At 69.3% G+C, this 24,944-nt stretch carries 25 protein-coding genes; 15 read left to right on the top strand and 10 right to left on the bottom strand.

The window, feature by feature from the left end; genetic code table 11:
• The first annotated feature begins 35 nt into the window (after positions 1-35).
• Together ACFV9T_RS00290 and ACFV9T_RS00295 are read left to right on the top strand one after the other, a co-directional pair.
• Positions 36-512: a glycine-rich domain-containing protein gene (locus ACFV9T_RS00290; RefSeq protein WP_385435825.1), complete on the top strand. Its 477-nt coding sequence runs from the start codon at positions 36-38 to the stop codon at positions 510-512.
• Positions 513-569: 57 nt separating this feature from the next.
• On the top strand, positions 570-770 hold the full coding sequence (locus tag ACFV9T_RS00295) for a hypothetical protein (protein ID WP_385435826.1): 201 nt from the start codon (positions 570-572) through the stop codon (positions 768-770).
• 284 nt (positions 771-1,054) lie between these two features.
• Here ACFV9T_RS00295 and cas3 read toward each other — a convergent pair whose 3' ends face one another.
• On the bottom strand, positions 1,055-4,081 hold the full coding sequence (gene cas3, locus ACFV9T_RS00300) for a CRISPR-associated helicase Cas3' (protein WP_385435827.1): 3,027 nt from the start codon (positions 4,079-4,081) through the stop codon (positions 1,055-1,057).
• 70 nt (positions 4,082-4,151) lie between these two features.
• On the opposite strand from cas3, the gene ACFV9T_RS00305 reads away from it, so the two are divergent.
• The 5 genes from ACFV9T_RS00305 to cas6e are packed head-to-tail and all read left to right on the top strand — an operon-like array spanning position 4,152 to position 9,282.
• Positions 4,152-5,711, top strand: coding sequence for a type I-E CRISPR-associated protein Cse1/CasA (locus ACFV9T_RS00305; RefSeq protein WP_385435828.1), 1,560 nt, complete (start codon positions 4,152-4,154; stop codon positions 5,709-5,711).
• Entirely contained in the window at positions 5,698-6,315 is a 618-nt protein-coding gene (gene casB / locus ACFV9T_RS00310) for a type I-E CRISPR-associated protein Cse2/CasB (RefSeq protein WP_385435829.1), read from the top strand. Before ACFV9T_RS00305 ends, casB begins: the two co-directional genes overlap by 14 nt.
• Entirely contained in the window at positions 6,312-7,682 is a 1,371-nt protein-coding gene (locus ACFV9T_RS00315; protein WP_385435830.1) for a type I-E CRISPR-associated protein Cas7/Cse4/CasC, read from the top strand. Before casB ends, ACFV9T_RS00315 begins: the two co-directional genes overlap by 4 nt.
• 2 nt (positions 7,683-7,684) lie before the next feature.
• The gene (cas5e, locus tag ACFV9T_RS00320) at positions 7,685-8,527 is read left to right on the top strand and encodes a type I-E CRISPR-associated protein Cas5/CasD (RefSeq protein WP_385435831.1); all 843 of its coding nucleotides are present in this window, start codon (positions 7,685-7,687) and stop codon (positions 8,525-8,527) included.
• Positions 8,524-9,282 (top strand): type I-E CRISPR-associated protein Cas6/Cse3/CasE, encoded by a 759-nt coding sequence (gene cas6e / locus ACFV9T_RS00325; RefSeq protein WP_385435832.1) that lies wholly within the window; start codon positions 8,524-8,526, stop codon positions 9,280-9,282. The genes cas5e and cas6e overlap by 4 nt, the downstream gene beginning before the upstream one ends.
• A gap of 211 nt (positions 9,283-9,493) precedes the next feature.
• On the opposite strand, the gene ACFV9T_RS00330 is transcribed toward cas6e, so the two are convergent.
• Together ACFV9T_RS00330 and ACFV9T_RS00335 are read right to left on the bottom strand one after the other, a co-directional pair.
• A complete protein-coding gene (locus tag ACFV9T_RS00330; RefSeq protein ID WP_385435833.1) occupies positions 9,494-10,429 on the bottom strand; it encodes a PDR/VanB family oxidoreductase in 936 nt (311 codons plus the stop codon).
• A 22-nt stretch (positions 10,430-10,451) separates the two neighbouring features.
• Entirely contained in the window at positions 10,452-11,081 is a 630-nt protein-coding gene (locus ACFV9T_RS00335) for an MSMEG_1061 family FMN-dependent PPOX-type flavoprotein (protein WP_385435834.1), read from the bottom strand.
• A 234-nt stretch (positions 11,082-11,315) separates the two neighbouring features.
• Between ACFV9T_RS00335 and ACFV9T_RS00340 the strand changes: the two genes are divergently transcribed.
• Positions 11,316-11,936 carry a TetR/AcrR family transcriptional regulator gene (locus ACFV9T_RS00340; protein ID WP_385435835.1) on the top strand — a complete coding sequence of 207 codons (621 nt, stop codon included), beginning with the start codon at positions 11,316-11,318 and terminating at the stop codon, positions 11,934-11,936.
• On the opposite strand, the gene ACFV9T_RS00345 is transcribed toward ACFV9T_RS00340, so the two are convergent.
• The gene (locus ACFV9T_RS00345) at positions 11,923-12,552 is read right to left on the bottom strand and encodes a TetR/AcrR family transcriptional regulator (protein WP_385435836.1); all 630 of its coding nucleotides are present in this window, start codon (positions 12,550-12,552) and stop codon (positions 11,923-11,925) included. The two genes, ACFV9T_RS00340 and ACFV9T_RS00345, sit on opposite strands and share 14 nt — an antisense overlap.
• Before the next feature lie 138 nt (positions 12,553-12,690).
• On the opposite strand from ACFV9T_RS00345, the gene ACFV9T_RS00350 reads away from it, so the two are divergent.
• Complete coding sequence (locus tag ACFV9T_RS00350; RefSeq protein WP_385436119.1) at positions 12,691-13,242, top strand: peroxiredoxin-like family protein; 552 nt, start codon at positions 12,691-12,693, stop codon at positions 13,240-13,242.
• 7 nt (positions 13,243-13,249) lie between these two features.
• Entirely contained in the window at positions 13,250-14,119 is an 870-nt protein-coding gene (locus ACFV9T_RS00355; RefSeq protein ID WP_385435837.1) for a class I SAM-dependent methyltransferase, read from the top strand.
• Here the strand turns inward: ACFV9T_RS00355 and ACFV9T_RS00360 are convergent.
• The 3 genes from ACFV9T_RS00360 to ACFV9T_RS00370 all read right to left on the bottom strand — a co-directional run bounded on the left by ACFV9T_RS00360 (position 14,116) and on the right by ACFV9T_RS00370 (position 16,461).
• Positions 14,116-14,664 carry a GNAT family N-acetyltransferase gene (locus tag ACFV9T_RS00360; RefSeq protein ID WP_385436120.1) on the bottom strand — a complete coding sequence of 183 codons (549 nt, stop codon included), beginning with the start codon at positions 14,662-14,664 and terminating at the stop codon, positions 14,116-14,118. The two genes, ACFV9T_RS00355 and ACFV9T_RS00360, sit on opposite strands and share 4 nt — an antisense overlap.
• A 42-nt stretch (positions 14,665-14,706) precedes the next feature.
• Positions 14,707-15,537 carry a SigB/SigF/SigG family RNA polymerase sigma factor gene (locus ACFV9T_RS00365; RefSeq protein WP_385435838.1) on the bottom strand — a complete coding sequence of 277 codons (831 nt, stop codon included), beginning with the start codon at positions 15,535-15,537 and terminating at the stop codon, positions 14,707-14,709.
• Positions 15,538-15,741: 204 nt separating this feature from the next.
• Positions 15,742-16,461 carry an SDR family NAD(P)-dependent oxidoreductase gene (locus ACFV9T_RS00370; protein ID WP_385435839.1) on the bottom strand — a complete coding sequence of 240 codons (720 nt, stop codon included), beginning with the start codon at positions 16,459-16,461 and terminating at the stop codon, positions 15,742-15,744.
• Between the two features lie 68 nt (positions 16,462-16,529).
• Between ACFV9T_RS00370 and ACFV9T_RS00375 the strand changes: the two genes are divergently transcribed.
• A complete protein-coding gene (locus tag ACFV9T_RS00375) occupies positions 16,530-17,090 on the top strand; it encodes a MarR family winged helix-turn-helix transcriptional regulator (RefSeq protein WP_385435840.1) in 561 nt (186 codons plus the stop codon).
• A 10-nt stretch (positions 17,091-17,100) separates the two neighbouring features.
• On the opposite strand, the gene ACFV9T_RS00380 is transcribed toward ACFV9T_RS00375, so the two are convergent.
• Positions 17,101-17,478 carry a DMT family transporter gene (locus ACFV9T_RS00380; protein WP_385435841.1) on the bottom strand — a complete coding sequence of 126 codons (378 nt, stop codon included), beginning with the start codon at positions 17,476-17,478 and terminating at the stop codon, positions 17,101-17,103.
• Between the two features lie 106 nt (positions 17,479-17,584).
• Complete coding sequence (locus ACFV9T_RS00385; protein WP_385435842.1) at positions 17,585-17,905, bottom strand: DMT family transporter; 321 nt, start codon at positions 17,903-17,905, stop codon at positions 17,585-17,587.
• Positions 17,906-17,998: 93 nt separating this feature from the next.
• Between ACFV9T_RS00385 and ACFV9T_RS00390 the strand changes: the two genes are divergently transcribed.
• Positions 17,999-18,220 (top strand): hypothetical protein, encoded by a 222-nt coding sequence (locus tag ACFV9T_RS00390; RefSeq protein WP_385435843.1) that lies wholly within the window; start codon positions 17,999-18,001, stop codon positions 18,218-18,220.
• A 220-nt stretch (positions 18,221-18,440) separates the two neighbouring features.
• Here the strand turns inward: ACFV9T_RS00390 and ACFV9T_RS00395 are convergent, their stop codons facing one another.
• Complete coding sequence (locus tag ACFV9T_RS00395) at positions 18,441-19,121, bottom strand: hypothetical protein (protein ID WP_385435844.1); 681 nt, start codon at positions 19,119-19,121, stop codon at positions 18,441-18,443.
• A gap of 719 nt (positions 19,122-19,840) precedes the next feature.
• Here ACFV9T_RS00395 and ACFV9T_RS00400 point away from each other — a divergent pair.
• The 3 genes from ACFV9T_RS00400 to ACFV9T_RS00410 all read left to right on the top strand — a co-directional run bounded on the left by ACFV9T_RS00400 (position 19,841) and on the right by ACFV9T_RS00410 (position 24,941).
• Positions 19,841-20,767, top strand: a complete 927-nt coding sequence (locus ACFV9T_RS00400; RefSeq protein ID WP_385435845.1) for a GNAT family N-acetyltransferase — start codon at positions 19,841-19,843, stop codon at positions 20,765-20,767.
• 43 nt (positions 20,768-20,810) lie between these two features.
• Positions 20,811-23,363, top strand: coding sequence for an amino acid adenylation domain-containing protein (locus tag ACFV9T_RS00405; RefSeq protein WP_385435846.1), 2,553 nt, complete (start codon positions 20,811-20,813; stop codon positions 23,361-23,363).
• Positions 23,364-23,681: 318 nt separating this feature from the next.
• Positions 23,682-24,941, top strand: coding sequence for an aminotransferase class V-fold PLP-dependent enzyme (locus ACFV9T_RS00410; protein ID WP_385435847.1), 1,260 nt, complete (start codon positions 23,682-23,684; stop codon positions 24,939-24,941).
• Positions 24,942-24,944: the final 3 nt, after the last annotated feature.

Genomic DNA, 24,944 nt, shown 5'->3' on the forward strand with positions numbered 1-24,944 from the left:
AGACCGTGCACCACCCCATCGAGAGAGGAAGGCACATGCGAGACGTTACTGCGTTACTCGACCCGCCACAGCGGGCCGAGGCCATCAGGACCGTGCTGCGCAACAACCCCGGCATGGACGAGGATACGGCGGGCCGGATCGTCGACGAGGCGGTGAAGTTCGTGGCGGCCGCAGCTGGCGCTTCGAGCCCGCTCACCCCGTCCCGGGTCGTGGACGAGGGCTGGCATGCTCTGATCCTGCACACCCGCACGTACCGCCAACTGTGCGAGCGAGTCGGCACGTTCGTCCACCACGTGCCGCAGGCGCCGGACCCGGAGCGGCTTAACCCCGAAGCGCTGACGCGGACCCAGCAGCGCATCGTGCAGGCCGGTTTCCCCGTGGACGATGCCCTGTGGCTGGCGCCGACTGACACCTCCATCCCGGTCGCGGCCAGCTGCCAGCACGGCCCCGGCGGCCCCGAGGGCAGCTGCACCGGCGACCCGGACGGCGACGGCCCGAGCGGCCCGAACTGACGAAGCGCTGAACTACCGGGCGTCGCGCCCGTACCATCGTCACAGGAGGTGGCCAGCATGGAGCAGTGGGTGAACCCCGAGAGGGCCGCTCTCGTGGAACTCGTAGATCAGCTCCGGGCGCCTGCCCCGCAACCGGATGAGGCCTGCGGCTGCAAGAAGCGACGCGGCGGCTTGCCCGCGACCGTCTTCGTGGAGCCGGACGGCAAGGTGCTCACCGTGGGGTGCAACCGGTGCGGCGGTACGGGCATCGCCCCTTAGCCCAAAGGTCCGAAGAGCGCCCCCGTCCGCGCGTCGCCCCGTGGCGCACAGACGGGCTTAACGCCGCCCTCAGCAGTCCCCGCGCATGCGGGGTTGGTCCCGTTGTAGTACTCGTAGCCGACACCGTCGGCGTGTGGTCCCCGCACACGCGGGGCTGGCCCCATCGACCACATGGTGCCGTTGGCGGAGGCGTGGTAGTCCCCGCGCATGCGGGGGAGGGCCCGTCCCTGACCACGGCGAGAGCTCTGCACGAGGACATCTCCCAGGTTGAAGACTCCGAAGCATCAACCCGCTCGGCCGCCAGCCGAGGGCAAGCGCATGAGGCCGGTGCTTGGGCTGTACACAAGGCGCCCCCTGGGGCCACGGATACAGCGGCCGTTCGGGGCCAAGACGAGGGTCGCACGATAGTGCACCGCAGAGTGGGGAAGCGGCTGCCAGGTGGCTGGCGGCGGCAGCGGGTCGTCGCCATGGAACCACGAGTGCGGGACGGCGAGGGTATTACTCAGCAGGGCCCGCTGCTGAGCACGGTGGGCGACCCGGCTCTCCTCGGCCTCCTGGGCTCGATGATCGCGCAGATCAGCCGGGACGTCTCCTACGGCGTCGTACGTCAGCTCGCCGCCATCTTGCTGGTAGAGCACGATGACGTCGGTGGTCGGCTCGCCCAGCCGGGACAGAGCAGCCAGCCCACGGGCGCCTGATCCTCGTGCATCGGCTCCGGCTTCACCGTCGCCATTTGCCTCACCGGATACGAGGCTCGTGACCTCGATTGGGGTTCCGTCGCTGTAGGGAAGGAAGGTGCGCGAGTGGGCATTGCTGTCCTGGTCGGCAAGTTCCGTCTGCCAGTCGGCCCAGGTGCGGGTGAGCAGAGTTCCAAGTAGGCCGGAAGCGTTGACGGTCGGCGGAGCGTAGGCGGAATCGATCAGCTTCTTGGTGTCCGATGGGGTGGAGATTCTGATCCTTCCGTCCGCAGCAACTCGCTCGCGGAGGGTCCGCCAGGTGGCGGCGAGCGTGTACGGGGCGTAGACATAGCCGTCCGAATTTCCTGGCTCCTCGAACCGCGAGCCCGGGGGTTCAACCAGGGGGAGGCCGTCAGCTCCACGGTTCCACAGCACTGTCACGCGGGCTTCCTGGAATCCGGCCGGGCGGCCGGCATCGTTCACCGCGTGACGGTGGAGGCGGCCACGTCGCTGGAGAAGCAGGTCGATGGGGGCGAGGTCGGTGTAGAGACGGTCCGCGTCGATGTCGAGGGATTGCTCGATGATCTGGGTGCCGATGACGATCAAGCGCTCGGGGCGTAGCGGGTTGCGGATTTGGCGATCGTCGCCGTGGAGGCCGAGCAGGGTCGTGATGCGTTCTTCGACGGGGAGGCGGTCCCGGGGCAGCAACTGGCCGTGGGCGAGGAGGATCTCGCTGCTATCCCAGCCGTACACCGTTGCCTGTTTCAGTAGGGCCGTGTACAGGTCTCTCGCCGAGGAGACGCGGTTCCGGACGACAGTCATGATTCCCCCGGCGGCCGCCTCGACGAGGAGGCTTCTGGCGAGTTCGTCGGGCCCGGGGTCTGGCAGGAGGTCGACCGTGGTGTCCGTCGGGGCAGGCTGCTCGATGGGCGCCGTGGGGCGCACGCTGCCGTGCTGGTCCACGACGGTGATGGGGCCAGCGTCGCCGTGTTCGTCCGGCGTGGTCCGGTGCCCGGCGCACCACGCGGTGATCAACGCCTGCCGGGCCTCAAGAGGCAGGGTGGCGGACAGCACGACGACCGAGGCGCCTGCATCGGCGAGCCATGAGACGGTGGCGCTGAGCAGGCATCGTTGGAAGAGCTCGTAGGCGTGCGCCTCATCGATGATCACGGTCTTGTTGGCCAGCCCGAACAGGCGGAGGAACCAGTGGCGTGAGGGCTGGGAGGCGAGGGTGATCTGATCGACCGTGCCGATGCCGAACGGGGAGACGAGACCGCGGCAGCGCAGCAGATACCAGGGGTCGAGGACGGTGTGCTTCGCCTGCACGAGGTCCCCATACTCCAACGTCGGGTCGCTGATGGAGTCCAGACTGCTGAGGCTGTCCACGTCCCCCTGCACCCCGCGGGCACCATCGATGAGCTGGTGGACGAGCGGGGTGGCGCCTGCGGTGTGGTGCACCACTGCGAGGTTGGCCGTCGTGGAGCTGCCCAGGGATGTGCCGAGGAAGGAACGGATCTCCTGGGCCGTCTGGTCGGTGGCCGCCCGGGTGGGCATGGCCATATAGAGCCCATGGTGTCCGCAGGAGCGGGCCAGGTGCTGGGCGCAGGACAGGGCGAGGCGCGTCTTGCCAGAGCCTGTGTCGGTCTCGATCAGTACGAGGGCGGGGCCGTCGGTCGGCAGGGCGGCTATCGCGGCGGCTTGGAACGGGAGCGGGGTGGGGGTGTCCGTGAACATCGACGACCAGGTCGTGGGTTCAGGACGCCACGCCTCCAGACGGAGGTCGGTGACAGCTTGGGCCGCCTGAGCCTTGGAGTCGTCCCACCACTCCTCGACGGGCTGCTCAAGGCGACGGTAGGTGAAGCGGCTTACGTCGGAGGCAACCCAGTCGGCGAGGACCACCAGTCCCGCGAAAAGCGGGAGGGCACTCGGACGCTCCGGCCGGACGACGCGGGGTAGCCGGGTGAGGTCGAGGTCCAGCATGCGTGCGAGGCCGTCGAGGATGGCACGGTGGACCGGCTCCCACACTCTGGGCCGGGCAGCCTTGAGCGCGTTCCCGATCACGTCGGCGTTCGGGATGTGCCCGTGGTGACCGCCCAGGAGGGTCGCCACAGTGTGGAGCCCTTCGCGACGTGGTCCATTCCCGAGGCATCCGTAACAGGTACAGCCAAGCAGTCGCGGAAGGCATGCGGCGGTCATGTGCTCATGGCGAGCGAAAGGTTCGGCGTCCAGTCGGGCAGCCAGTGGCAGTTGGGCAGCACGGGCCGCACTTTCCCACCGAACCCCGGCTCGCCTCAGTGCTTCGGCGTCCTTGGCGTAGCGGGCATGCTTCCCGAACTGGCGCAAGAAGCAGTTCGACGCCTTGCCGAGATCGTGGAGCGCGGCGAAGAACATCACCACGCGGCGCGCGAGAGCGACGTCGCCATCGCCGAATGCCTCCGTGAGTCGACCCCGTACGGAAGCCGATAGGTAGCGGTCCCATAACTCCCCGGCGCAGGCGGCGGTGTCCAGCAGATGGGCGAACAACGGGTTCCAGGGCTCTTCGCCCCTAGCGCGGCTGGTCCCTTCACGGTCGGTCTTGCCCCAGGGCAGCAGCCACCGACATACACCAGATGCCGGTTTTTGGTGATCAATCACATCAAAGCCTTCTTGTGTAGTAGCGTCACATCCCCGCCCCGGCCGTCTCGGAGGGATCAAGTGCTGCCTCATGCCAGCCCGTTATGACCCGCGCAGCGAAGCCTGCCTCACGGCACTGACAACCGCCGCCAGACCGCAGGTCGCCAAGATCAGCCTGGTCCAGGCTCTGGAGGGCGCTGACACGTTCACCGCCATCGCGGGCGCCACTCCGGGCGAGGCTGTGGCGGTGATCGAGTACCTACTGGCACTGCTCTATGCCTCCGACCACATACCCCGCACGGATTCCGAGTGGCGTGAGTGGGTCCTGCGGCGGGAGTCGCTGGCGCCCGCCGCCGCGTGGCTTCGGAACGACGCCGCCGAGCGCTGGAACCTCTTCGATCCAGTGCACCCACTGGGGCAGAACATCGCCCTCGCCCCTTTCATGGCCGAGCACGGCGTCGGCCCGGCGCAGATCGTGATCGAGCAGACAGGCGACTACAACCAGTTCTTCGACCACCGGCATCTGCATCATGCACGTCCCGTCCCCGCGGACATCGCCTTCCGCGCATTGCTCACCCAGATGGCGTACGGGCTCGCAGGCAACGCCAAGGTCAAAAAGAACTGGCTGGGGCACTTACTGTTCCCTCAGCCAGTGGCGAGGCTCGGCGGACGGGTTCGCGTCCTGGCACTCGGCCAGACCCTCGGCGAGACGCTCCGACTCAACCTCGCGCCGGGCACCAGGCGGCCCAATGATGGACTCAACTACTCGTGGACCGGCGGCCGTTCCCGTCGCAGCTTCCAAGGCCGGAAGGTCACACGCCTCCCCGACGGACCTGCGGACGCCCATTCGTACCTGTGCCGATCCATCCTTCTACGGCCGACTCGGCTGAGCGACGGCAGTCTCGGCGTCGATCGCGTGCTGATGGGCAGTGGCGAAGTGCTGCCGGATCTGCCTGGGGAGTTCTGTCAGGACGCCGTCATGGTCAAGCGCGGCTCCAAGGGCAAGGACGCCTGGGTGCAGCTCAGGCCCAGCCCGGATCGGGCCATGTGGCGTGAAGCCCATGCGCTATACGCAACCGTGGCGGAACGGACCAAGGACAAAGACCTGTACAACCGGCTCGCCCTGCTCCCCGGAACACGCGTGCAGTTGTGGGCCGTCGGTCTCATCACGCGCAAGTCCACTCCGGTCGCATGGGTGGCGGATGAATTCCCGTACGTACCGGGTCAGGAGATGGAGTTCCGGGAGGCATCGGAGGGTGCGTCGGCCATCTGCGAATACGTTGCCCGGGCCTTGTGGAAGGCCGCCGACACCGCACGCGGCATCGTCTATCCGAATCCCAACCCTTCCGACGTCAAACGGCAGACCGAGCGATTCAATGGCGCGGCCGATATGTGGGCGAGGGCGGGTGACCACTTCCATGTGCTGCTCGACGCCGTTGCCGAGGGACTTGAGCCCGTCGAAGCCCTGGTTGGCTTCGCGGCCGAGATCGCGGCTCTCGCCCGCACGGCGCTGGACAACCGTCTCGATTCACTCCCCGCCCACGGATCCGGATTGCAGGCCCGCCTCCAGGCTCAGGCCCGCTTGCGGGGATCGCTGACTGCAAGCAAGGCACCCCATTCCCTCCAGGAGGCCGCGCATGTCCCACGGTGACGAAGGGCTTGATGAATACCCTGCCGAACACGCTCAGATCATCGCCGGGGCGCCGCCGGCCGATGAGCGGCCTCCGTCCGAGAGGCTCAACGCATGGTTGCGTGGACTCGTCCACAGCCACGAATACGGAACGCTGGCCGACCTGCGTCGTCTGACCGTCCCGCGGCGACGCTCCCGTCGATCGGCGCCGAACCAAGCACAGCTGTTGGCCGCCAACTTCGCTCCTCACGAGCACCAGCGGGCAATCTATGAGGGCGTGGCATTTCTCTTCGCGCGCTATCACGCTGGAGCCACGCGTCCCCGTGCAGCCTACGGAGACATGGGCGACGCCCTGCGTAAAGTCGGCAGCATTGCGGGGCGCGGCCCCAAGGATCCCGGCGCCCGGCGATTGCTCGATCGGCTGACGGCCACACGCGAGATTCCATGGCGGCATCTTCAGCACGCGGTGGAGCGCATACGTGCCGGAGACACCACCCCACCGTCCTGGGTACAGCTCGCCGACGACCTCTCCGACTGGAAATCCCGCCATCGCGATGTGCCCGAAACATGGGCCCGCTCCTTCTACACCCCGACGTTCACCAAGAAGAACGGAAAGCTCGTATGACCGCCGCCCAGAAAGCTCCCGTCGGCCATCAGTTCCTCTCCCTGCACGTGATCGAAACGCTGATCGCAGTGCTTCCGGTACGTGATGAGAACGGTCAGCCCAAGAGCATTCCCTTCGGCGGCGAGGAACGCCACATGGTCACGTCTCAGTCCCGACGCCGTGCCGAACGAACGTACAGCCGAGACCGGGCCAATGCCGGCGAGGGCCCGCTGACCCCGTACACCATGGGCATCCGCACTCGCGAGTGGGCGCTACTCACCGCGGACGCCCTGGTGCAGCGCGGGTGGGAGCACCGGGAGGAGGCGGTTACCGCCGCCAAGACGGTCTTGGAGGGCGTCGGGCTCAAGTTCGGCGACAAAGAGCGGACGCGAGACCTGACCAAGGTGCTGCTCTTCGCGCCCGAAGACGCCGGAGAGAAGATCGCAAAGGTCCTCGATGAGAACAGAGAGGCTGCCTCCGCCTGGGTAGCGGAGTTCGGGAAGGCAAAAGCGGCGGCGGAGGCGGGCAAGGCCAAGAAGCGCGGCAGAGGGAGGAAGGCCAGCGGCGACGAAGCATCCAGCGAGGTGGCCGACACCGACGCGGATGAGCCTGGCGAGGGTCGGGAAGCCAAGGACAAGCTGCCGCCTCTGCCCAAAGACCTCAGGGCGGGGGTGCTGGCTGCCCTCGCCCCGGCCGATGCCATCGACATCGCCCTGTACGGCCGGTTCCTCGCAGAGATCGCAGACTCCCCGAACGTTGACGGCGCGGTACAGACCGGCGCGGCCTTCACCGTGCACGCCGCCGAGCAGGTGGACGACTTCTACAGCGCAGCGGACGACGCCAAACTGCGCCGTAAGACGAGTGCTCTGGACTACCTCGACGCCGCCGATGACGGTGGAGCCGGGATGACCGGCTACCAGTCGTTGATCTCTGGAACCTTCTACCGTCACGCCGCCCTCGACCGGAATCGACTCCGCGTCAACCTCCAGCTCGGCGGCATGTCTCCGGAGCGAGTGGAAGAGGCCGCCCAAGCGGCCGAGCAGGAGTTCATCCAGGCATTCGTGAACGCCGTCCCCGCAGCAAAGAAGAACACCACCGCCTCTACCGGCACGCTGCCCAAGTTCATCCTGGCCTTCGACGGCAAGCGCCCCTTCAACTACAGTGCGGTCTTCGAGCGCCCTGTCGACGAGCAGTCCGAGGGCCCGGCCAGCCTCGTCGCAGTCCGCCGTCTACTGGCCCAACACCGCCTGGTGACCCGCAAGCGCGCCGACATCGCTTCCGGTTGCGCCCTCACATACGACGTAGACGTGGAAAAACTCTTCGGCGAACTCCGCAGCGCGGGGGACTTGGTCCCCGAGCCGGTCGACACCGTCGAGGAACTGACCTGAGCATGAGCGCATTCACTCTGCTCGCACGCCTGGCCGGGCCCCTTCAGTCCTGGGGCGTCGCGTCACGGTTCGACCGCCGGGACACCCTCGTCCATCCCACCAAGTCCGGCTTCGTCGGCCTCCTCGCCGCCGCCCTCGGTCACGACCGCGCCTACGACCTCGACCCCCGCCTGCTCGAGCTGCGCTTCGCGGTCCGCGCAGACCGTCCGGGTAAGTCCATACGGGACTTCCACCTCGTCGGCGGAGGCCGCTACCCCGTACGTCCTCGAGATCTGATCACGGACCACCGCCGCTCCAGCCGGGCCGCCCGGGGGCTTGAAGCGGGTGCGGGGGTCTTCTTCGGCAGCACCACCGAGCATTACCTATCGGGCTGGTACGGAGCGCCCAAGAACATCGCCCCCGACGCCGACAGCGGGGTTCTGTTGGCCAAGAATCTCGGCCGCGATCCCATGATCACCAATCGGAGCTACCTCGCGGACGCGGCATTCGTCGCTGCTGTCGAGCACCCCGATCGTGACTACCTGGAGAATCTGTCCGCGGCGTTGGAGCAGCCCCGAAGCCTTCTCTGGCTCGGACGTAAATCGTGCCCGCCCGCCGGCGAGATCTCCGGCGGTGTCCACCCCGGGACCGTTGAAGAGGTACTGGCCGCCACGGCACTCCTGCCCAACAAAGCCAGCGACTGTCCCTGGTGCTGGCTGGAAGTCCCTCCGGGCACGCCCGGAGCCGTGCGAGTCAACGACCAGCCCGTCTCCTTCGACTTCGCTCACACCACCTACGCCCCGCGCTGGGAGCAGCGCACCCGTATAGCCCCCGGGCAGTCCATCGGATGGGACCAGCTTCTGTGACCACGACCTCGTCCCGGCCGGTCCGGTCGGCCCAGTTCATCGCCTGCCACAGCATCCTCCAACTCGACGCCCGGCACCCGCTGGCACAACGCTCCGTTCTCGACCCGCACATCATGCACCGCACGGTCATGTCCGGCTTCTACGGATGGGTGGAACCGGACGGCCCCGAACCCCGGGCTCAAATGGGCATTCTCAATCTGTGGAGTCTCGACCTGCGCAGCAACAAGCTGCTCATCGTCGTCCAGTCCCGGGTCCAGCCCGACTGGTCGTCCATCCCGTCCAAGGCTCTTCTCGAAGACATCGCAGTCCTGCCCATCGACATGCGCATCCAGCAGGGCGAGACCCTCACCTTCCGCACTGTGGTCAACCCAGCCCGCGAACGCCAGGTCTGGACGGAGACCCCGCAGGGCCGCCAGCTCACCCGCCACAGACTCGCCGACACCACCCCCAAGCATGCACGCGAATGGTTCGCCGACCGCCTCCAACCTGAGGGCGCAGAACCCGTCGGCCGCGCCGGCATTCGCCGGATCGGCGCCACTGGCGACACCTCCACCATGATTGTCCGCATCCTCCCCAAGCTCACCTTCGGCGAGCGCCATCGAGGCCAGAAACTCGGCCGCGCCGAAATCCGCGGCGCCCTCACCGTCACCGACCCCGACGCCTTCACTCATGCTCTGGCGAACGGCATCGGCCGTGCTCGTGCGTACAGTTCAGGCCTGATTCTGGTACGGCGGCGGGGCGACGAGGGAGGCTGAGCGTGACGTGTACGAGTTGGCCCCAGCAGCGGTCGATGTGCTCCCCGCTTGAGTTGGGGATGATCCCGTCATACGAATGACCAGGGCGGCGCCGGCTACCTGATCCCCGCGACTGCGGGGTGGGGTCCTCTCTGCAATGGCCGGTCGTACGGATGACGTCCGCGACCAGGACGCGGGGACGAGAAGTTGGGGGCAGCTTGGTTACTCAGAGTCACAGGTCCACGACGAGGCGGGGGGACTGGGCTCGGGATACGCAGGGGTATATGCGGTTCCCGGGGGCGCCTATGTCGTCGCGGTGGTCGGGGGCGCCGTCGACGACGGTGAGTTCGCAGCTTCCGCAGACGCCCTCGCGGCAGCCGGACGGCACCGGGTATCCGGCGTGGGTCAGGGCGTCCAGCAGGGTTTCGTCGGGGGGTACTTGGACCGTGCGTCCGGACCGGGCGCATACGGCCTCGAACGGGGTGTTGGGGGCGAACGTCCTGGTCAGCGGGTGGAATCGCTCCATGTGGAGCCGTTCGGCGGGGAACGTGGCCTCCGCCTCGGCGAGCAGCGGGGCGGGGCCGCAGCAGTAGACCAGGGTGTCGGGGGCCAGCGCGGCGCGCAGGGCGGTGAGGTCCGGTCTGCCGTGGTCGCGTGTGGCGACGATCCGTACGCGGTCGCCGTGGATGGTGCGCAGTTCGTCGGCGAAGGGCATGGTGGCGGGCGACTGGCCTACGTACACGAGGGACGCCGGGACGCCTGCCCCAGTCGCCGCGCGCAGCATCGGCAGGATGGGGGTGATGCCGATGCCGCCCGCGAGGAAGAGGTATTCCGGGGCGGGTACGAGCGGGAAGTGGTTGCGTGGCAGCGACACCTGGAGGGTGCGGCCCGGGCGCAGGAAGCGGTGGATGTACTCGGAGCCGCCCCGGCTGAGGGGGTCGTACCGTACGGCGACCCGGTAGGTGGCACGGTCCGCCGGGTCCCCGCACAGCGAGTACTGCCGGGTCAGCCAGTTCGGGAGGGCCAGGTCGATGTGGGCTCCCGGTTCCCAGGGCGCGAGCGGGCCGGTGGCGCCACGCAGGACGAGGGTGACGACGCCCTCGGCGGCGTGCTCGATGTGGGCGAGGGTGGTGTGTTGGGTCTGCTGGGTCTGGTGCGTCTGTTGCATCGGTATTCACCTTGTGGCGTGGTCAGTAGAGCTTCCGGTAGCCGTCCTGGAGCATGCCGTCGAGGACTTCCGGGTCGATGGCGAGTCCGAACTGCGCGGCGGCGATCTCGCCCAGCGACGGCATCTCGTCGGCGAGGGTCTGGCTCGCCGGGTCCCACAGGCGGGAGCGGATGAGCGCGCGGCCGCAGTGGAAGTAGGCCTCCTCGACCTCGACGACGATCGCCAGGTCCGGTGCCTTGGCCTCGGTCCGCATCCGGGCCAGGACATCGGGCTCGTCGGTGGGATAGCCGCGGCCGTTGACGCGCAGCGTCTCCCGCATTCCGGGGATGAGGAAGAGCAGCCCGACGCCGTCGTTCTCGGCGAGGTTGCGGAACGAGTCGGCGATCTTGTTGCCGGGCCGGTCGGGGAGCGCGAGGGTGTGGTCGTCGAGGACCTTCACGAACCCCGGGTAGTCGCCGCGGGGTGAGCAGTCGGCGCGCCCGGCCGCGTTCGCGGTGGCGAGGGTCAGGAAGGGCGAATGGGCGATGAAGCGGCGGAAGTGGTCGTCGATACGGTCGAGGATCTTGGCCTCGGTCATGGCTTCGGGTTCCCCGAGCCGGGCGCGGACCTCGGCGGGTGACACCCGCCGGGGGCGGGCAGGGGCATGCGTCATGGCGGCTCCTTCCGGAGTGGGTGGGCAGGGCACAGCGGGTGCGTTTCCGGTGGCGTCGTCCGGTGGCGTTCTCCGGTGACGTCCTCGGGTGGCGTCGTCCGGCTACGGACCCGGCGCGCGTCCGCAGGGCCGCCGTTGGCGGTCGTCACCGCTCAGCCGCAGCTCATGGCATCATTGTGAGTAATCATTCAGGTTCTGCGCCACTCGCTTTCGCGGGGTCGTCCAGGAGGTGTCATGACGTCAGGCCGCCGTGGACTACAGCCACGTAAACAGCCACGCCAGGCCCGAGCGGAACTCACCCGGCAGCGCATCCTCGCCGCCGCTGCTCACGTTTTCGCCGAGTACGGCTACGCCGCCGGGACCACCAACCGCATCGCCGAGCAGGCCCGGATCTCGATCGGCTCGCTGTATCAGTACTACCCGAACAAGGACGCGATCCTGGTCGAGCTGGCGGCCCGTCACCTCGACGCCGGGGAGGCCGCCACCCGGCACCGTCTGGACGAAGAGGAGCCCGAATCCCTTGAGGAGATCATCCGGGGAATCGTGCGCACCGTGATCGAGAACCACGTCGACGACCCGCAGCTGCTCCGCGTCATGTTCGAACAGGCGCCACGCTCACCCGAGTTGCTGGAGAGAGTCGCTCAGCACGAGCGGGAACGCATCGACTACACCCGGGAGTTGCTGGAGCGCCACCCCGAGTCCCGGGTCGAGGACACCGACGTCGCCGCCCGGCTCATCGTGGCCTCGGTCGAGCTGCTCATCCACCAGCTCATCGCGTCGCCCCACTCCGTCGATCCCACCCGGCTGGAGAACGAACTCGTCGCGATGATCACCCGCTACCTCACCCTCGGGTAGGCGGCGGGCGCAGTCCGCGCAGCAGCACGGTGAGTCCACCGATGAACTCCCGCTCGGCGCTGACGCTCCGCGCGTGCCGCGCGGTTTCGCTCATGTACGGGAACTCGTCCGGCGGCAGGGCGGCGACGGCGACCGTGCCCTCGCCGGACAGCGGCCCGAGGTGTTCCAGCTGGATCGCCCCGATGACGTAACCGAGCAGGCTCCGCAGCGCGATGACCCGCCGTTCGCCCGTGAAGCCCGCCTCGGTGAGGATGGCGAGCACGGTCTCCGCGTGGCGCAGCACGCTGGGAGAACGGTGCCGGTGGGCGAGCGTCAGCGGGACGACCTCCGGATGGGCGCCCACGGCGTCGCGCAGGCGCCGCATCATGACCTCGACGCGCTCGCGCCATGGCTCGTCCGGTGGCGGCGGCTCGGTGTCGACGGCGCCGAGCACCAGCTCGACGACCAGCCGCTCCAGCTCGCCGCGGTCCTGAACGTACCGGTAGAGGGCCATCGTGCTCAGGCCGAGTTCCTTGGCGACCGTACGCATCGACAGCCCGGCGAGCCCGTCGCGGTCGATGACGGTCAGCGCGGCGGCGGAGATCTGCCCGGGGGTGAGGGAGCGGGGTCGTGGCATGAGGGTTGACAGCGTACGGCATACGCCTACGCTCGTAGGTGTACGGCATACGCCTACGGAGGGGGAACCCACATGTCCCAGTCCCGCACGCCCCGGCAACGCACACCCCGACACCGCACACCCCGGCAACGCACGGTCCTGCGCCCCGGCGACCAGGTCACCGCCCGCGAGCTGTGCTCCGTCACCGGAGCCGCGCTCGCCTTCCCCGCGCTCGACGGACGCCTCATCCATCTGCAGTTCCGCCGCTTCTCGGGCTGCCCCGTCTGCAATCTGCATCTGCGTTCGATGGCCGTCCGGCATGCCGAGATCGAGGCGGCGGGCATTCGCGAGGTCGCCGTCTTCCACTCCCCCGCCGACGAGCTGCGGCCGTACGCGGACACGCTCCCGTTCGCCCTGATCGCCGATCCCGGCAAGCGCCTGTACGCCGAGTTCGGCGTCGAGTCGGCGCCCCGCGCGCTGCTGGATCCCCGGGCGTGGCTCCCCGTACTGCGGGCGCTTCTGCGCAGTACGGCGATGCTGGTGCGCGGGCGCGAAGGCCTGCCGTCCCGGCGTCAGCCGCACGGCCGCCTCGGCCTCCCCGCGGACTTCCTCATCGCCCCCGACGGGACCGTCCTGGCCGCGAAGTACGGCGAGCACGCGTACGACCAGTGGTCGGTGGACGAGCTGCTGTCGCCGCGGATCCTGGGATAGTGAGCCCATGACCGACGCGTACGAGCGGATGATGCGGGCCAACCAGGCGAACTGGGATGCCCGGACCCCCGTCCACCTCGCCAGCCGGTTCTACGGGCTGGACGGGCTGGACGGGCTCGACGGGGCCGACGGGGCCGAAGACGTCGGCGAGGCGCCCGACCCGTCACGCTGGTTCGCCCCCTGGGAGTGGGACGACCTCGGCGAGCTGGCCGGTCGCGACGTACTGCACCTGCAGTGCCACCTCGGCACGGAGACGATCGCCTTCGCCCGGCGCGGAGCCCGGACCGCGGGCCTCGACTTCTCCGCGGCGTCCGTGACGGCGGCGACCGGTATCGCGGCGCGCGCGGGCCTCGACGTGACGTACGTACGGGCCAATGTGTACGACGCCGTGGAAGCCCTCGGCGGACGGCGCTTCGACGTCGTCTACACCGGCAAGGGCGCCCTGTGCTACCTGCCCGACCTGGACCGCTGGGCCGGTGTCATCGCCGAGCTGCTGCGCCCCGGCGGCCGCCTGTACATCGTGGAGTTCCACCCGCTCCTCAACGCCCTGGGCCCGAAGCCCGCCCCCGAAGAGGGCCCCGAACTCCTGCTCCGCCACGACTACTTGGGCGGTTCCGGCCCCGTACACCGCGACGCGACCCACACCTACACCGACGGTCCGGCCGTCGAGGGCGCCACCGACAGCTACGAGTGGATGCACGGCCTGGACGACGTCGTCAACGCCCTGACCGGAGCGGGCCTGAGCATCCGCCGCCTCCGCGAGAGCCCCGAACTCCCCTGGCCCCGCTGGCCCCACATGACCCGCACCCCGTCCGGCTGGTGGCAGCTCCCGGAACCCCGGATCCCCCTGCTGTACGGGCTCCTGGCGTCCCGCTAGAGCGACGGGAGCGACCGCTGCAGAAGCAGCGTGTCGATCCACCGGCCATGCTTGTGACCGACGGCGGTCAGCCGCCCGGCATCGGTGAAGCCGAAACGCCGGTGCAGCGCGGCCGAGACATCGCTCCCGGTGTCGGCGATGACCGCGATCATCCGCTGTTTCCCGGCCCGGGTGGCTTCGGTGATGAGGGACTCCAGCAGGGCGCTGCCCAGCCCCCGGCCGGTGGCGTCGGGGGCCAGGTAGATCGTGTCCTCCACCGTGTACTGGTACGCGGGCTTCGGCCGCCAGGGACTGGCGTACGCGTACCCGGCCACGGCCCCGGACACGTCGGCGACCAGGAAGGGCAGCCCCCGGCCGGTGAAGGCGTCCAGCCGCTCTTCCCAGTCGGCGACGGTGGGAGGAGTGCTGTCGAAGGTGATCACGGTCTGCTGGACGTAGTGGGCGTAGATGTCGGCCACGGACCTCAGGTCGGCGCGGGTCGCCGGACGGATGAGGGTGCTGTGGGCCCGGTCGGGGGCCGGGCCCGCAGACGGGTTCTCAGACATCGCAGACAAGAGGAGAGTCACCTTCGGCTCGGGCGCGGGGTCTCAGGCCGCGGCCGGGATGCGGTGGGGCTGCGGCTCGGCTTCGACCTCTTCACGGATCGTACGGCAGCTGCGCGAGATGAGGCGGGAGACGTGCATCTGGGAGATGCCCAGCTCCTCACCGATGTCGGCCTGGGTCATGTCGCGGAAGAACCGCAGGTAGAGGATGTGCTGTTCCCGCTCCGGGAGCCGGTGCAGACAGGGCTTGACCGCTTCGCGGGCGATGACCGTCTCGTAGCGGGCCTCGGGGCTGCCGAGGGTGTCGGCCAGCGAGTAGCCGTCGTCCGAACCGGCCAGCTCGACGTCCAGGGACAGGGAACGGAAGCTGTCCATGGCCTCCATACCGGCGAGCACGTCCTCCTCGTCCAGACCGGCGGCCTCGGCGATCCGCGCCACCGTCGGGGAACGGTCGGCGCCCGCCGTGGCGGCCAGTTCCTGGAGGGTGGCGCGGACCTTGTTCCGCAGCTCCTGCACCCGCCGGGGGACGTGCACGTCCCAGCTGCAGTCGCGGAAGTACCGCCTCAGCTCCCCCACGATCGTGGGGATCGCATACGGCTCGAACGGGCCGCCGCGCCGCGGGTCGTAGCGGTCTACGGCCTTGACCAGGCCCATCGCCGCGACCTGCTTCAGGTCGTCCAGGTTCTCGCCCCGGTTGCGGTAGCGACCGGCGAGGCGGTGGGCCATCGGCAGCCAGGCCGCGACCAGTTCCTCGGCCAGGAGGTCCCGCTCGGGGCCCTCGGGGGCCGCGGCCAGCCGTTCGAAGTCGGCCGCGGTGTCGGGGGCGTCGTCGTGACGATGACGGGTGCGCGCGGGTGTGGTGCTCGTCGGTGTCATCTCTCCTGCTCCCTGCTCGTCGCTGTTCAGCAGAGCGGGAAGCCAACACGGCACATCTGGGGCCCACTGCGCGTACGCGCGGCTCCCGCCAGGTGTGCCTGCTTTCCGAAGCACCTCGATCACTGACTCTTCTAGCCCGGCGCGCTGACGTCAAACCGTTCCCGCGCGGGAGACCTGGCCGACTTCTCCGGCTACCGGGTCTGATCAGCGGGTTGTGTGGGCACCTCCGTTCACGTTCAGCACCTGGCCCGTGATGTGGCGGGCCGCCGGGGAGGCAAGGAAGGCGACCGCTCCCGCGATGTCCTCGGGCGAGCCCGGGCGGCCCGTGGCGGTGGAGGCGATCAGCCGCTCGCGGGTCTCGTTCGCCAGCTGGTCGCGGAAGAACTCGGTGTCGGCTATGTAGCCGGGGGAAACGACGTTGGCGGTGATGCCGCGCGGGCCGAACCGCGCGGCCAGGTCGAGGTTCCAGGTGGCGAGTCCGGCCTTGGACGCGCCGTAGGCACCGGCTCCCTGGTCGGCGGCGATCGACCCGATGTGCACGACCGCGCCGCCGGAGGCGAGCCGGTCGTCCACACACCGTGTCGTCAGCGCGGCGGTGACGAGGTTGGCGTCGAGGTTGGCGCGGAAGTCGCGGGCGTAGGAGGCGAGGTCCGACTCTCCGTCGGCGTCGAAGTCGGTGTTGCCACCGGCGTTGTTGACGAGCACGTCGAGCCGGTCGGGCAGCTCGGCCAGCAGCTCGGTGAGGGCCGCGGGTTCCGCGTGATCGCAGACCAGGGCGCGGACGCCCGTCTCGTCCGCCAGCTCCTTGAGCGGGCCCGGGCGGCGACCGGTGACGATGACCCGCTCCCCCTGCTCCGCGAAGTGCCGGGCGATCGCGCGGCCGATGCCCGTACCGCCGCCGGTGATCAGAACGTCGCGTGACATAAGCTGGACTCTCCTCGCATGTTCAGACCTAAATTTAGACCTAAAAACGCTAACTCGGGAGAGACGCCATGGCAAACGAACCCAGGGACGAGGGCGACGACGGGCCCGACCTCGCACGGGACATCGCCGAGGCCTGGGAGCGGGAGCGGCCCGGGACCCCGGTCTCCTCGATCCAAATCGTCACGCCGGTCTGGCAGCTGGCCAAGCTCTTCGGCGACGACCGGCGCCGGGTCCTCCATCGGGCCGGGGTGGACGCCGCCACCCTCGACCTGCTCAGCGTCCTGCGCCGCAGCGGACCTCCGTACACGCTCACCACCCGCGAGCTGAGCCGCCGTTCCCTGGTCACGGCAGGCGCCGTCTCGCAACGCACCACCCGTGCCGAACGCGAGGGGCTGGTCACCCGGCGGGCCGTCCCCGGCCGCCTCCGTACGGTCGAGGTCACGCTGACCCAGGCGGGACACGACCTGGTCGAGGCGACCGTCGACCAAGTGCTCGGCCGCGAGGCCGAGTTGATCGACGGCCTGACCCCTGACGAGCAGGCCCACCTCACCTCGCTGCTGCGCCGCCTCCTCCAGGACGTACAGCACCGCCTCGGCGACAGCCGGATCACCCATGTCGGCGAGGAGTGACGCCGAACCGCTACGGCGCCGCCACCGGCTCCTCGGTGTTCTCCGTACGGTCGGCGAGCTTGAGCCAGACCACTCCGGCGATGATGACGCCCAGCCACAGGGCCTTGGCCCCGGTGAGCGTCTCGTCGAAGAAGGCCGGGCCGAGGACCGCCGCGCCGACCGCGCCGATGCCCGCCCAGACGGCGTAGCCGATGCCGACGTCGATGGTGCGCAGCGCCACGCTCAGCGCGTAGAGGGTCAGCAGGAAGAACACGACAGCGACCAGCGACCACGTCAGACGGGTGAAGCCCTCGCTGCCGCCGACGGAGAGCGCGTAGCCGACCTCGAACCCTCCGGCGAGGAGGAGCATGAGCCAGGCCTGAGCCGGGTTGTTGCTGGGGTTGGACATGTCCGTGAGTCCTTTCTCGGGAATTCGCGGGAATTCGCGGGAATTCGCGGGAATTCGCGGGAGTGCGCGGGAGTTCGCGGGGATGAGTCAGGTGGTGGCGGGAGGCTCAGGCGCCACCGCTGAGCTGGAGGCCGACGACCCCGGCGATGACGACGGCGATGCCCAGCGCCTTCCGCCAGTTCAGGCGCTGGCCGAAAAGGCTCGCACCGAGAACGGTGATGCCGATACCGGCAACGGACGTCCAGAGGGCGTAGCCGACGCCGACGTCGAAGGTGAGCAGCGCCTTGCTGAGAAAGTAGGTCGCGATGGCACCGCTGACCAGGGTCGCGATGGTCCACTGGCGGTTGGTGGAGCCCGCGGCCTTACCGGCTGCGATGGCGACGGTGATCTCGAAGATGACGGCGATGGCGAGGTAGAGCCAGTGCACGGGCGGCCGCCTCGTCCGACCAGGCCATGTGGGGCCGGATCCTCACCCTGCACGCACAGGTGGAGCATCAGCTTCGGCCTCGGGCAAAGCTCGGTGACCCGGCTGGTAGGCCGCCTCTTCTCGGCCGGGTTCGCCTTCCGTGACCTGTGCCCCGACGACAAGCGCGGTGTCTACGCGGTCATCACCGACGACGGCAGGCAGCGCTACGCCGACGCGCGCGGCACCTACTCCGAGGTCCTCAGCGCGGCACTGAACACCGCCGGAACCACCCCGGAACTGGCCGGTACCGTACAGGCGCTGCGCAGCGCCCGCTGAGCCGCGCCGCGCGCGCCACCGCGCGGCGGGCCAACTCCGCCGGGCCGGGGCGCAGTCTCCACGGCTTGGAAACGTACACCTCGGCCGCGTGCGCGTCGTCCAGCTTCTGCGCCGTCCGCACGGCGAGCTGCCGCGTGGGACACAGATAGGCGACGCGATGTCCCTCGGCAACGATGCCCTCCGGCCGCGCGGGCCGGAGGGCAGGGAGCAACGACCAGATCTAGAACAGGCGGTTCAGGCGGAGCGACAGATAACAGCCCCCGGCGCGGCCGTCGGTGTCGTCGCTCACCGTCACGGGGTGGCCCTCATAGGCCGTGTCGTAGGTGTCCTTGGGGCGGTAGTTCTTGCACTGTCCCCCCGCGTCGGCGCCGCCGTCGCCGTAGAACTGCACGTCGAGGCCGATGTCCGAGCGACCGGACAGGGCGAAGGTGAGGTTGCACCAGCCCGCACGGCCGTCGGTGTCGACCCGGATGAGGTCGCCGAACGTCTTGAACGGCTTGATCGGGATCGTCTTCGTGCCCCCGTTCTGGCACTGGCTGTCGTCGCTGCCGGGCTCCGCCTCCCAGGTGTAGGTGGCGTTCAGGCCCGCGAGCGAGTTCGACGGATCGTAGATGCCGAAGGCCAGCTGACAGCCGCCCGCGCGATTGTCGGTGTCCAGACGGATGGCAGTGGTCCAGTCGGGCGCGGTGACCCACCGCTCCGGCGGGTTCGCCGGCCCGTCGCACTGGCCGTTCCCGTCGGGGTAGAACCGAACGCCCAGTTCGGGCGCGGCACTGGCCGAGGACGACGCCGCGTTGGCCGACGTGGCCGACGTGGCCGACAGGCCGGTCACCATCAGCAGACCGACCGCCAGCGCGGACGCCATCCGGGCGGGTCTCCTGCCCAGCTTCAGCTTTCTCACGTATGTCTCCCAGGATGTCTTCGCTTGATCAGGAAAGGGTGCAGAACCGTTCCATGAGCGTGAATGGCCATCTCTGAGTGCAATGAAGCGCAGCGCCGACAGCGCGCGACGACGATGACAGAAATTATCCAGGGCACATCAGGACAAGCAGCAGTCCGATATCAGCCAGGCAGAAGGACTCTGCTCGCCGCCCCGGACGGCCTCGCAGGCTGCTGTTGACCAGCCCGCCAGCCGGGCCTACTCATCTATGGTCGGGATCATACGGCCGGAAAGCAGTTCCTGAATCCGGCGGGTGTGGTCCAAGGCGGATTCCTGGCGGCGATGCCTCGCATGGCCGGTCAGTGGCCGTGGCAACGGCGAACCGCACGAACTCCAGGGAGCAGTGCGCACCACGCCCCCAGGGCCCGTGCCGGCGGGGGAACCGTCCGGCGCACTCGCTATAGCGCACGCTAACGCGTGCTTGACGCGTTGTCATTCCCCCTTGCTATCCCCCTATGTGACCCTTGTGATGGCAGCCATATCAATTGCTGGTGTAGGCGCGCTCGGGCCCGTGCTAGAAAGGGCACTTCCCCAGGTCCCGTAACGGGCAAAGTGCGCTTTGAGCAGGCTCCTGTTGTTGAACGGGCCGAATCTCGATTGTGGAAGCGATTCGACAACACGGAGCCGCCCGCGCGACTTCGCAGCGGACCGACCCGATGGAAAGCCGAGGACAGGACACTATGCCCCAGGGACAGACGGCGGAATCCGTACTCACCGCACACCGCGACCGGCTGCGGCCCGTCGACCGGTGGATTCCGGAGGCCGCCCCGCTGCCGGAGCCCGCCGACGGCCAGGAACTGCTGGAGGCCGACGGCGCGTACGGGCTGCTGACCCACACCCAGGTCAAGGTCGACTCGCTGGAGGCGGTGCTCGGCCCGCTGGACCGCTGGGAGCTGGAGCCCCGGGTCTCCGGGCCCGACGAGATGGCCGCCCTGCTGACGCGGTGCAACCAGCACATGAAGGACCACGCGGAGCGCCCCGGCGCGGACTCCATGGCCGCCGTCGAGTGGCCCAGCCGGGACGTCGTCATGACCCGGGTCCTCCGTTCCTTCGGCTTCGTCCCCGAGTTCGTGATGATCGGGCAGCTCAAGGACACCGCGCTGATGCCCGAGCCGGGCAACGTCCGGGTGCGCCGGGCAACCGTCGAGGACACCGAGGAGGTGTGCGAGCTGCAGATGGTGGAGACCCGGTACGACGCCGCCGTCAGCGGCGCCGTCGAGCGCCCCAACACCGAGGCGCTGCTGCGCGCCGAGATCGTCGAGCAGATGGCGGGCCCCGATCCGCTGGTCTGGGTCGCCGAGTACCAGGACAAGATCGTCGGGGTGCACCGGGGCCAGGAGCCCTCCGAACCGCAACAGGCATGGCTCGCGACGAAGATCGCCACCTCGCCGGTCGCCCACCTGGTCGGCACGGCCGTCAAGGAGGAGTACCGCAGCCTGGGCATCGGCACCTCCATGTCCAACCACGCGCACACCGAGATGAACGCCATGGGCATCGGCGCGGCGGTCGGCTACCACGCGATGTTCAACCCGATCTCCATGCCGTTCTGGCACCGCCACGGCTGGCGGCCGTTCTGGCACCGCTGGATGCGCATACCGGCCGTCTGACCGGCACCGAGACGAGAATCCATACGACCCTGTGGAGATATGAATGCTGGTCAAGGCGCTGGAGGAGCGGGCCGACGCGGTCGCGGACCGCCCCGCCCTCGAATGCGAGGGGGAGGAGCTGACGTACCAGGAGGCGCACGAGCGGGCCAACCGGCTCGCCCGTCACCTGGTCGCCCGGGGGGTGGGGCCCGACCGTGTCGTCGCGGTGATGCTGCCCCGTTCCACGGACCTGCTGGTGACGCTGCTGGCGGTGCTCAAGGCGGGCGGAGCGTACCTCGCGCTCGACCCCGAGTACCCCCACGAGCGGCTGGCCTTCCAGGTCCGCGACGCCGCCGCGGTCGCCCTGGTGACGTCGTCACACATCGACGCGGACCGCTCTGACCTGGGCGTTCCGCGCATCGTGCTGGACGACCCCGCGACGGCCGACACGCTGGCCGCGCTGCCCGCCGGGCATCTGACGGACGACGAGCGGACCGCCCCGCCGAACCCCGAGGACCTCGCGTACGTCATCTACACGTCGGGTTCCACCGGCACTCCCAAGGGCGTCGAGATCCCCGTACGCGCTCTGCACAACCTGATGGAGGCGATGCGGGAACTGTTCTCGCTGGGGCCCGGTGACCGCATGCTGTCGGTCACCACCGCCACCTTCGACATGTCGGTGCCCGAGCTGTTCTTCCCGTACTACACCGGTGCCTGCGCGATCATCGCGCCCCGGGCCACCGGGCAGGACCCGAGGGAACTGGGCGATCTGATCGTCCGCCGGAAGATCGACCTGGCCCAGGCCACCCCGACCCACTGGCACATGCTGGCCACGGTCAGCCCCGAGGCGCTGCGCGGCCTGCGCATCGTCATCGGCGGAGAGGCGTTCTCGGAGAAGCTGGCGGCGACGCTGCTGGACCTCGGCGCCGAGATGGTCCAGGGGTACGCGCCCACGGAGACCACCGTGTGGTCGACGATGCATCCGATCACCGCGCCCGAGGACGCACCCGTCATCGGCAGTCCCCTGCGCAACACCCGCCTGTACGTCCTCGACGAGGAGCTGGCGCCCGTCGAGACCGGCGCCGAGGGCGAGCTGTTCATCGCGGGCGCGGGTGTCGGCCGCGGCTACCTCAACCGGCCGGAACTGACCGCCGAACGCTTCCTGCCCGACGGGTTCGGTGACGGCCACGGCGACGGCAGCGGTAAGGCCCTGATGTACCGCACGGGCGACCTGGTGCGGATGCGCCCGGACGGCTCCGTGGTGTACATCGGCCGCACGGACCACCAGGTCAAGCTGCACGGCTTCCGGCTGGAACTCGGCGAGGTCGAGGCCGCCCTGGAACGCTCCGAGGACGTCGCCCAAGCGGTCGCGACGGTCCGCGAGGACCGGCCGGGCGACCGGCGCCTGGTGGCCTATGTGACGCCCGCGCCCGGCCGCGCGCCCGACACCGCGACGTTGCGGACGTCCGTGGCGGACACGCTGCCGCTGTACATGGTGCCGTCCGCCGTGGTCGCCCTGGACGAGTTCCCGCTCACCCCGCACGCGAAGATCGACCGCAAGGCCCTCCCGGCCCCCGTCGTCGAGCAGACCGCCATGGTCGAGACCCACCTCACGCAGTCGGAGCTGATGCTCAGCCGGCTCTTCGCCGAGGTACTCGGAGTCGAGCAAGTGGGCCCGCGCGACAGCTTCTTCGACCTCGGCGGCTCCTCGGTGCTCGCGGCACGGCTGCTGGCGCGGGTGCGCTCCGAAATGGACCTGGACCTCCCGATCCGGATGCTCGTGGAGTCCCCGACGCCGGCCGAGCTGTCCCGGCGGCTGACCGGCGAGGAGCCGCAGGACTCCTTCGACGTCCTGCTGCCGCTGATGACCAAGGGCGACGCGCGGCCGTTGTTCTGCATGCGCCATCTCGGCGGCACGGCCTGGTGCTACGGCGTCCTCGCCCAGCACTTCAGCCTGGACTACCCGATCTACGGCCTCCAGTCGCACACCTTCCAGGAGTTCGACACGCCCGTCGACACCATCGCTGCCATGGCGGCGGACTACGCCGACCGCATCAGCGGCGTGCAGGCCAGCGGCCCGTACCGCCTCCTGGGCTGGTCCTTCGGCGGCATCCTGGCCCACGCCGTCGCCGCCGAGTTCCAGAAGCGCGGTGAGGAGGTCGAGTTCCTCGGGGTCTTCAACATCGACCCGCACCTCACGGAGAAGGAGGACCGGGACGAGCAGGGCCTCATCGAACTGATCCTCCGGATCAACGGCAAGGACCTCGCCGACTACGAGCGTCCCCTCCGCTACGAGGATGTCGCCGAGTTCGCCGACATGGCCACGAACTACGCCTGGCGGGGCCGGAAGAGCGCGGCCGAGACCTTCGTCGGGACCATGCTGACCGACCTCGGCGCGTGGCGGGAGCACCGGCCCGAGAAGTACAGCGGCACCATGCACTTCTTCGCCGCCGACCCCAGCCCGGTGGCCGAGGCGGCCTCCAGCGAGGCCTGGGAGCCGTACGTCGCGGGCGAGATCGTCCGCCACGAACTGGGCTGCGTACACGAGGAGATGCTCAGTAGTCCGCGCGTGCTCCGCCAGGTCGCCGAGATCGTCAGCGGCCACCTGAAGGACTGACCGGACCGGGACCCACCGCATCCCGCTACCACCTGGGCGGTGCTCGGCGGCAGGCTGCCGCCGAGCCCGTCCCGCCCTGATCCGGGTGTGCGCCGAGGTGCCGAATTCGTCATGCCCGTGGGCGGCCCGTTTTCCTGCCGACCACCGCTGCCGGAAAACCGCCGGACGGCTGCCGGAAAACCGCCGGGAAAGAGAATCCCGATCCCCGGGCATTCGCGGGAATCGTTCGCGGACCGTTTACCCGAACCCTTCTCACCCCCTAGCCGTTTCGAGGATCCGTGTATGTGTCCCAACGCCAGAAAATCCGGAGCTGATCCTGTGAAAGCCGTTGGAGCTCAAGACCTGGACGTAGAGCTCCGGCGCAAGGAGACGCCCGGGGTCGAGAGCGTGACCCACCTCAACAACGCCGGTGCCGCGCTCATGCCCGCCCCCGTGGTGCGGGCGATGACGGAGCACTTAGAGCTGGAGGCGCGGCGCGGCGGGTACGAGGCCGCCGAGATCCAGGAGGAGGCGCTGAACCTGCCCTATGCCGCCGCCGCGGAGATCCTGGGCTGCGAGCCGGGCGACATCGCCATCACCGACAGCGCCACCCGCGCCTGGAGCCTGGCCTTCTACTCCATTCCCTTCCAGTCGGGGGACCGCATACTCGCGTCCTCCGTCGAGTACGGGAGCAACTACCTCTCCCTGCTGCACGTGGCGCGCCGCGCCGGGGCCGTCGTCGAGGTGCTGCCGAACGACGAGTTCGGCCGCGTCGACGTGGCCGCCCTGCGGGCGATGCTGGACGACCGGGTGAAGGCCGTGGTGATGACCCACGTGCCGAGCCATTCCGGCATCGTCAACCCGATCGCCGAGATCGGCGCCGCGGTCCGGGAGACCGGCGCCCTGTACCTGGTGGACGCCTGCCAGTCGATCGGACACTTACCGATCGATGTGAAGGAGGTGGGCTGCGACTTCCTCTCCGCCTGCGGCCGCAAGTACCTGCGGGGCCCGCGCGGCACCGGGCTGCTGTACATGAGCCCGCGGGCCGCTGAGAACGTCGATCCGCTGATGGTCGGCCTGGACGGCGCGTGCTGGCTCGGCGGCGGCCGCTACGCGATCGCCCCGGGCGCCAAGCGGTTCGAGACCTGGGAGGTGAACGCCGTGGCCCGGGTCGGCCTCGGCGCCGCCCTCAGCTACGCGCTGGAGACCGGGATCGAGGCGAGCTGGGCGCGTATCGCCGAACTGGGCCGGACACTCCGTCGCGAACTGCACGCCCTCCCCGGCGTCCAGCTGCTCGAGCGGGTGGACGAGGACGGGGAGCTGGCCGGCATCGTCGGTTTCACCGTCGACGGCCACGAGCCCGACGAGATCCGACAGGCGATGCACCGCTCCGACGTCAACCTGTGGGTGTCGAGATCGAATACGGCCTGCGTCGACATGGAGGACCGCAAGCTGGAGCAGACGCTGCGGGCGTCCGTCCACTACTACAACACGCATGCGGAGATCCAGCAGCTCAGCTCCGCCCTCGGGGCCTTCCTCGGCGACCCCCGCACATCCGACGAGATCGCGGCCGCGGGCAGAGCCTGCGACGTCCCATGACGT

Source organism: Streptomyces sp. NPDC059850 (assembly GCF_042731515.1).
In the GTDB taxonomy this organism is placed as follows: Bacteria; Actinomycetota; Actinomycetes; order Streptomycetales; family Streptomycetaceae; genus Streptomyces.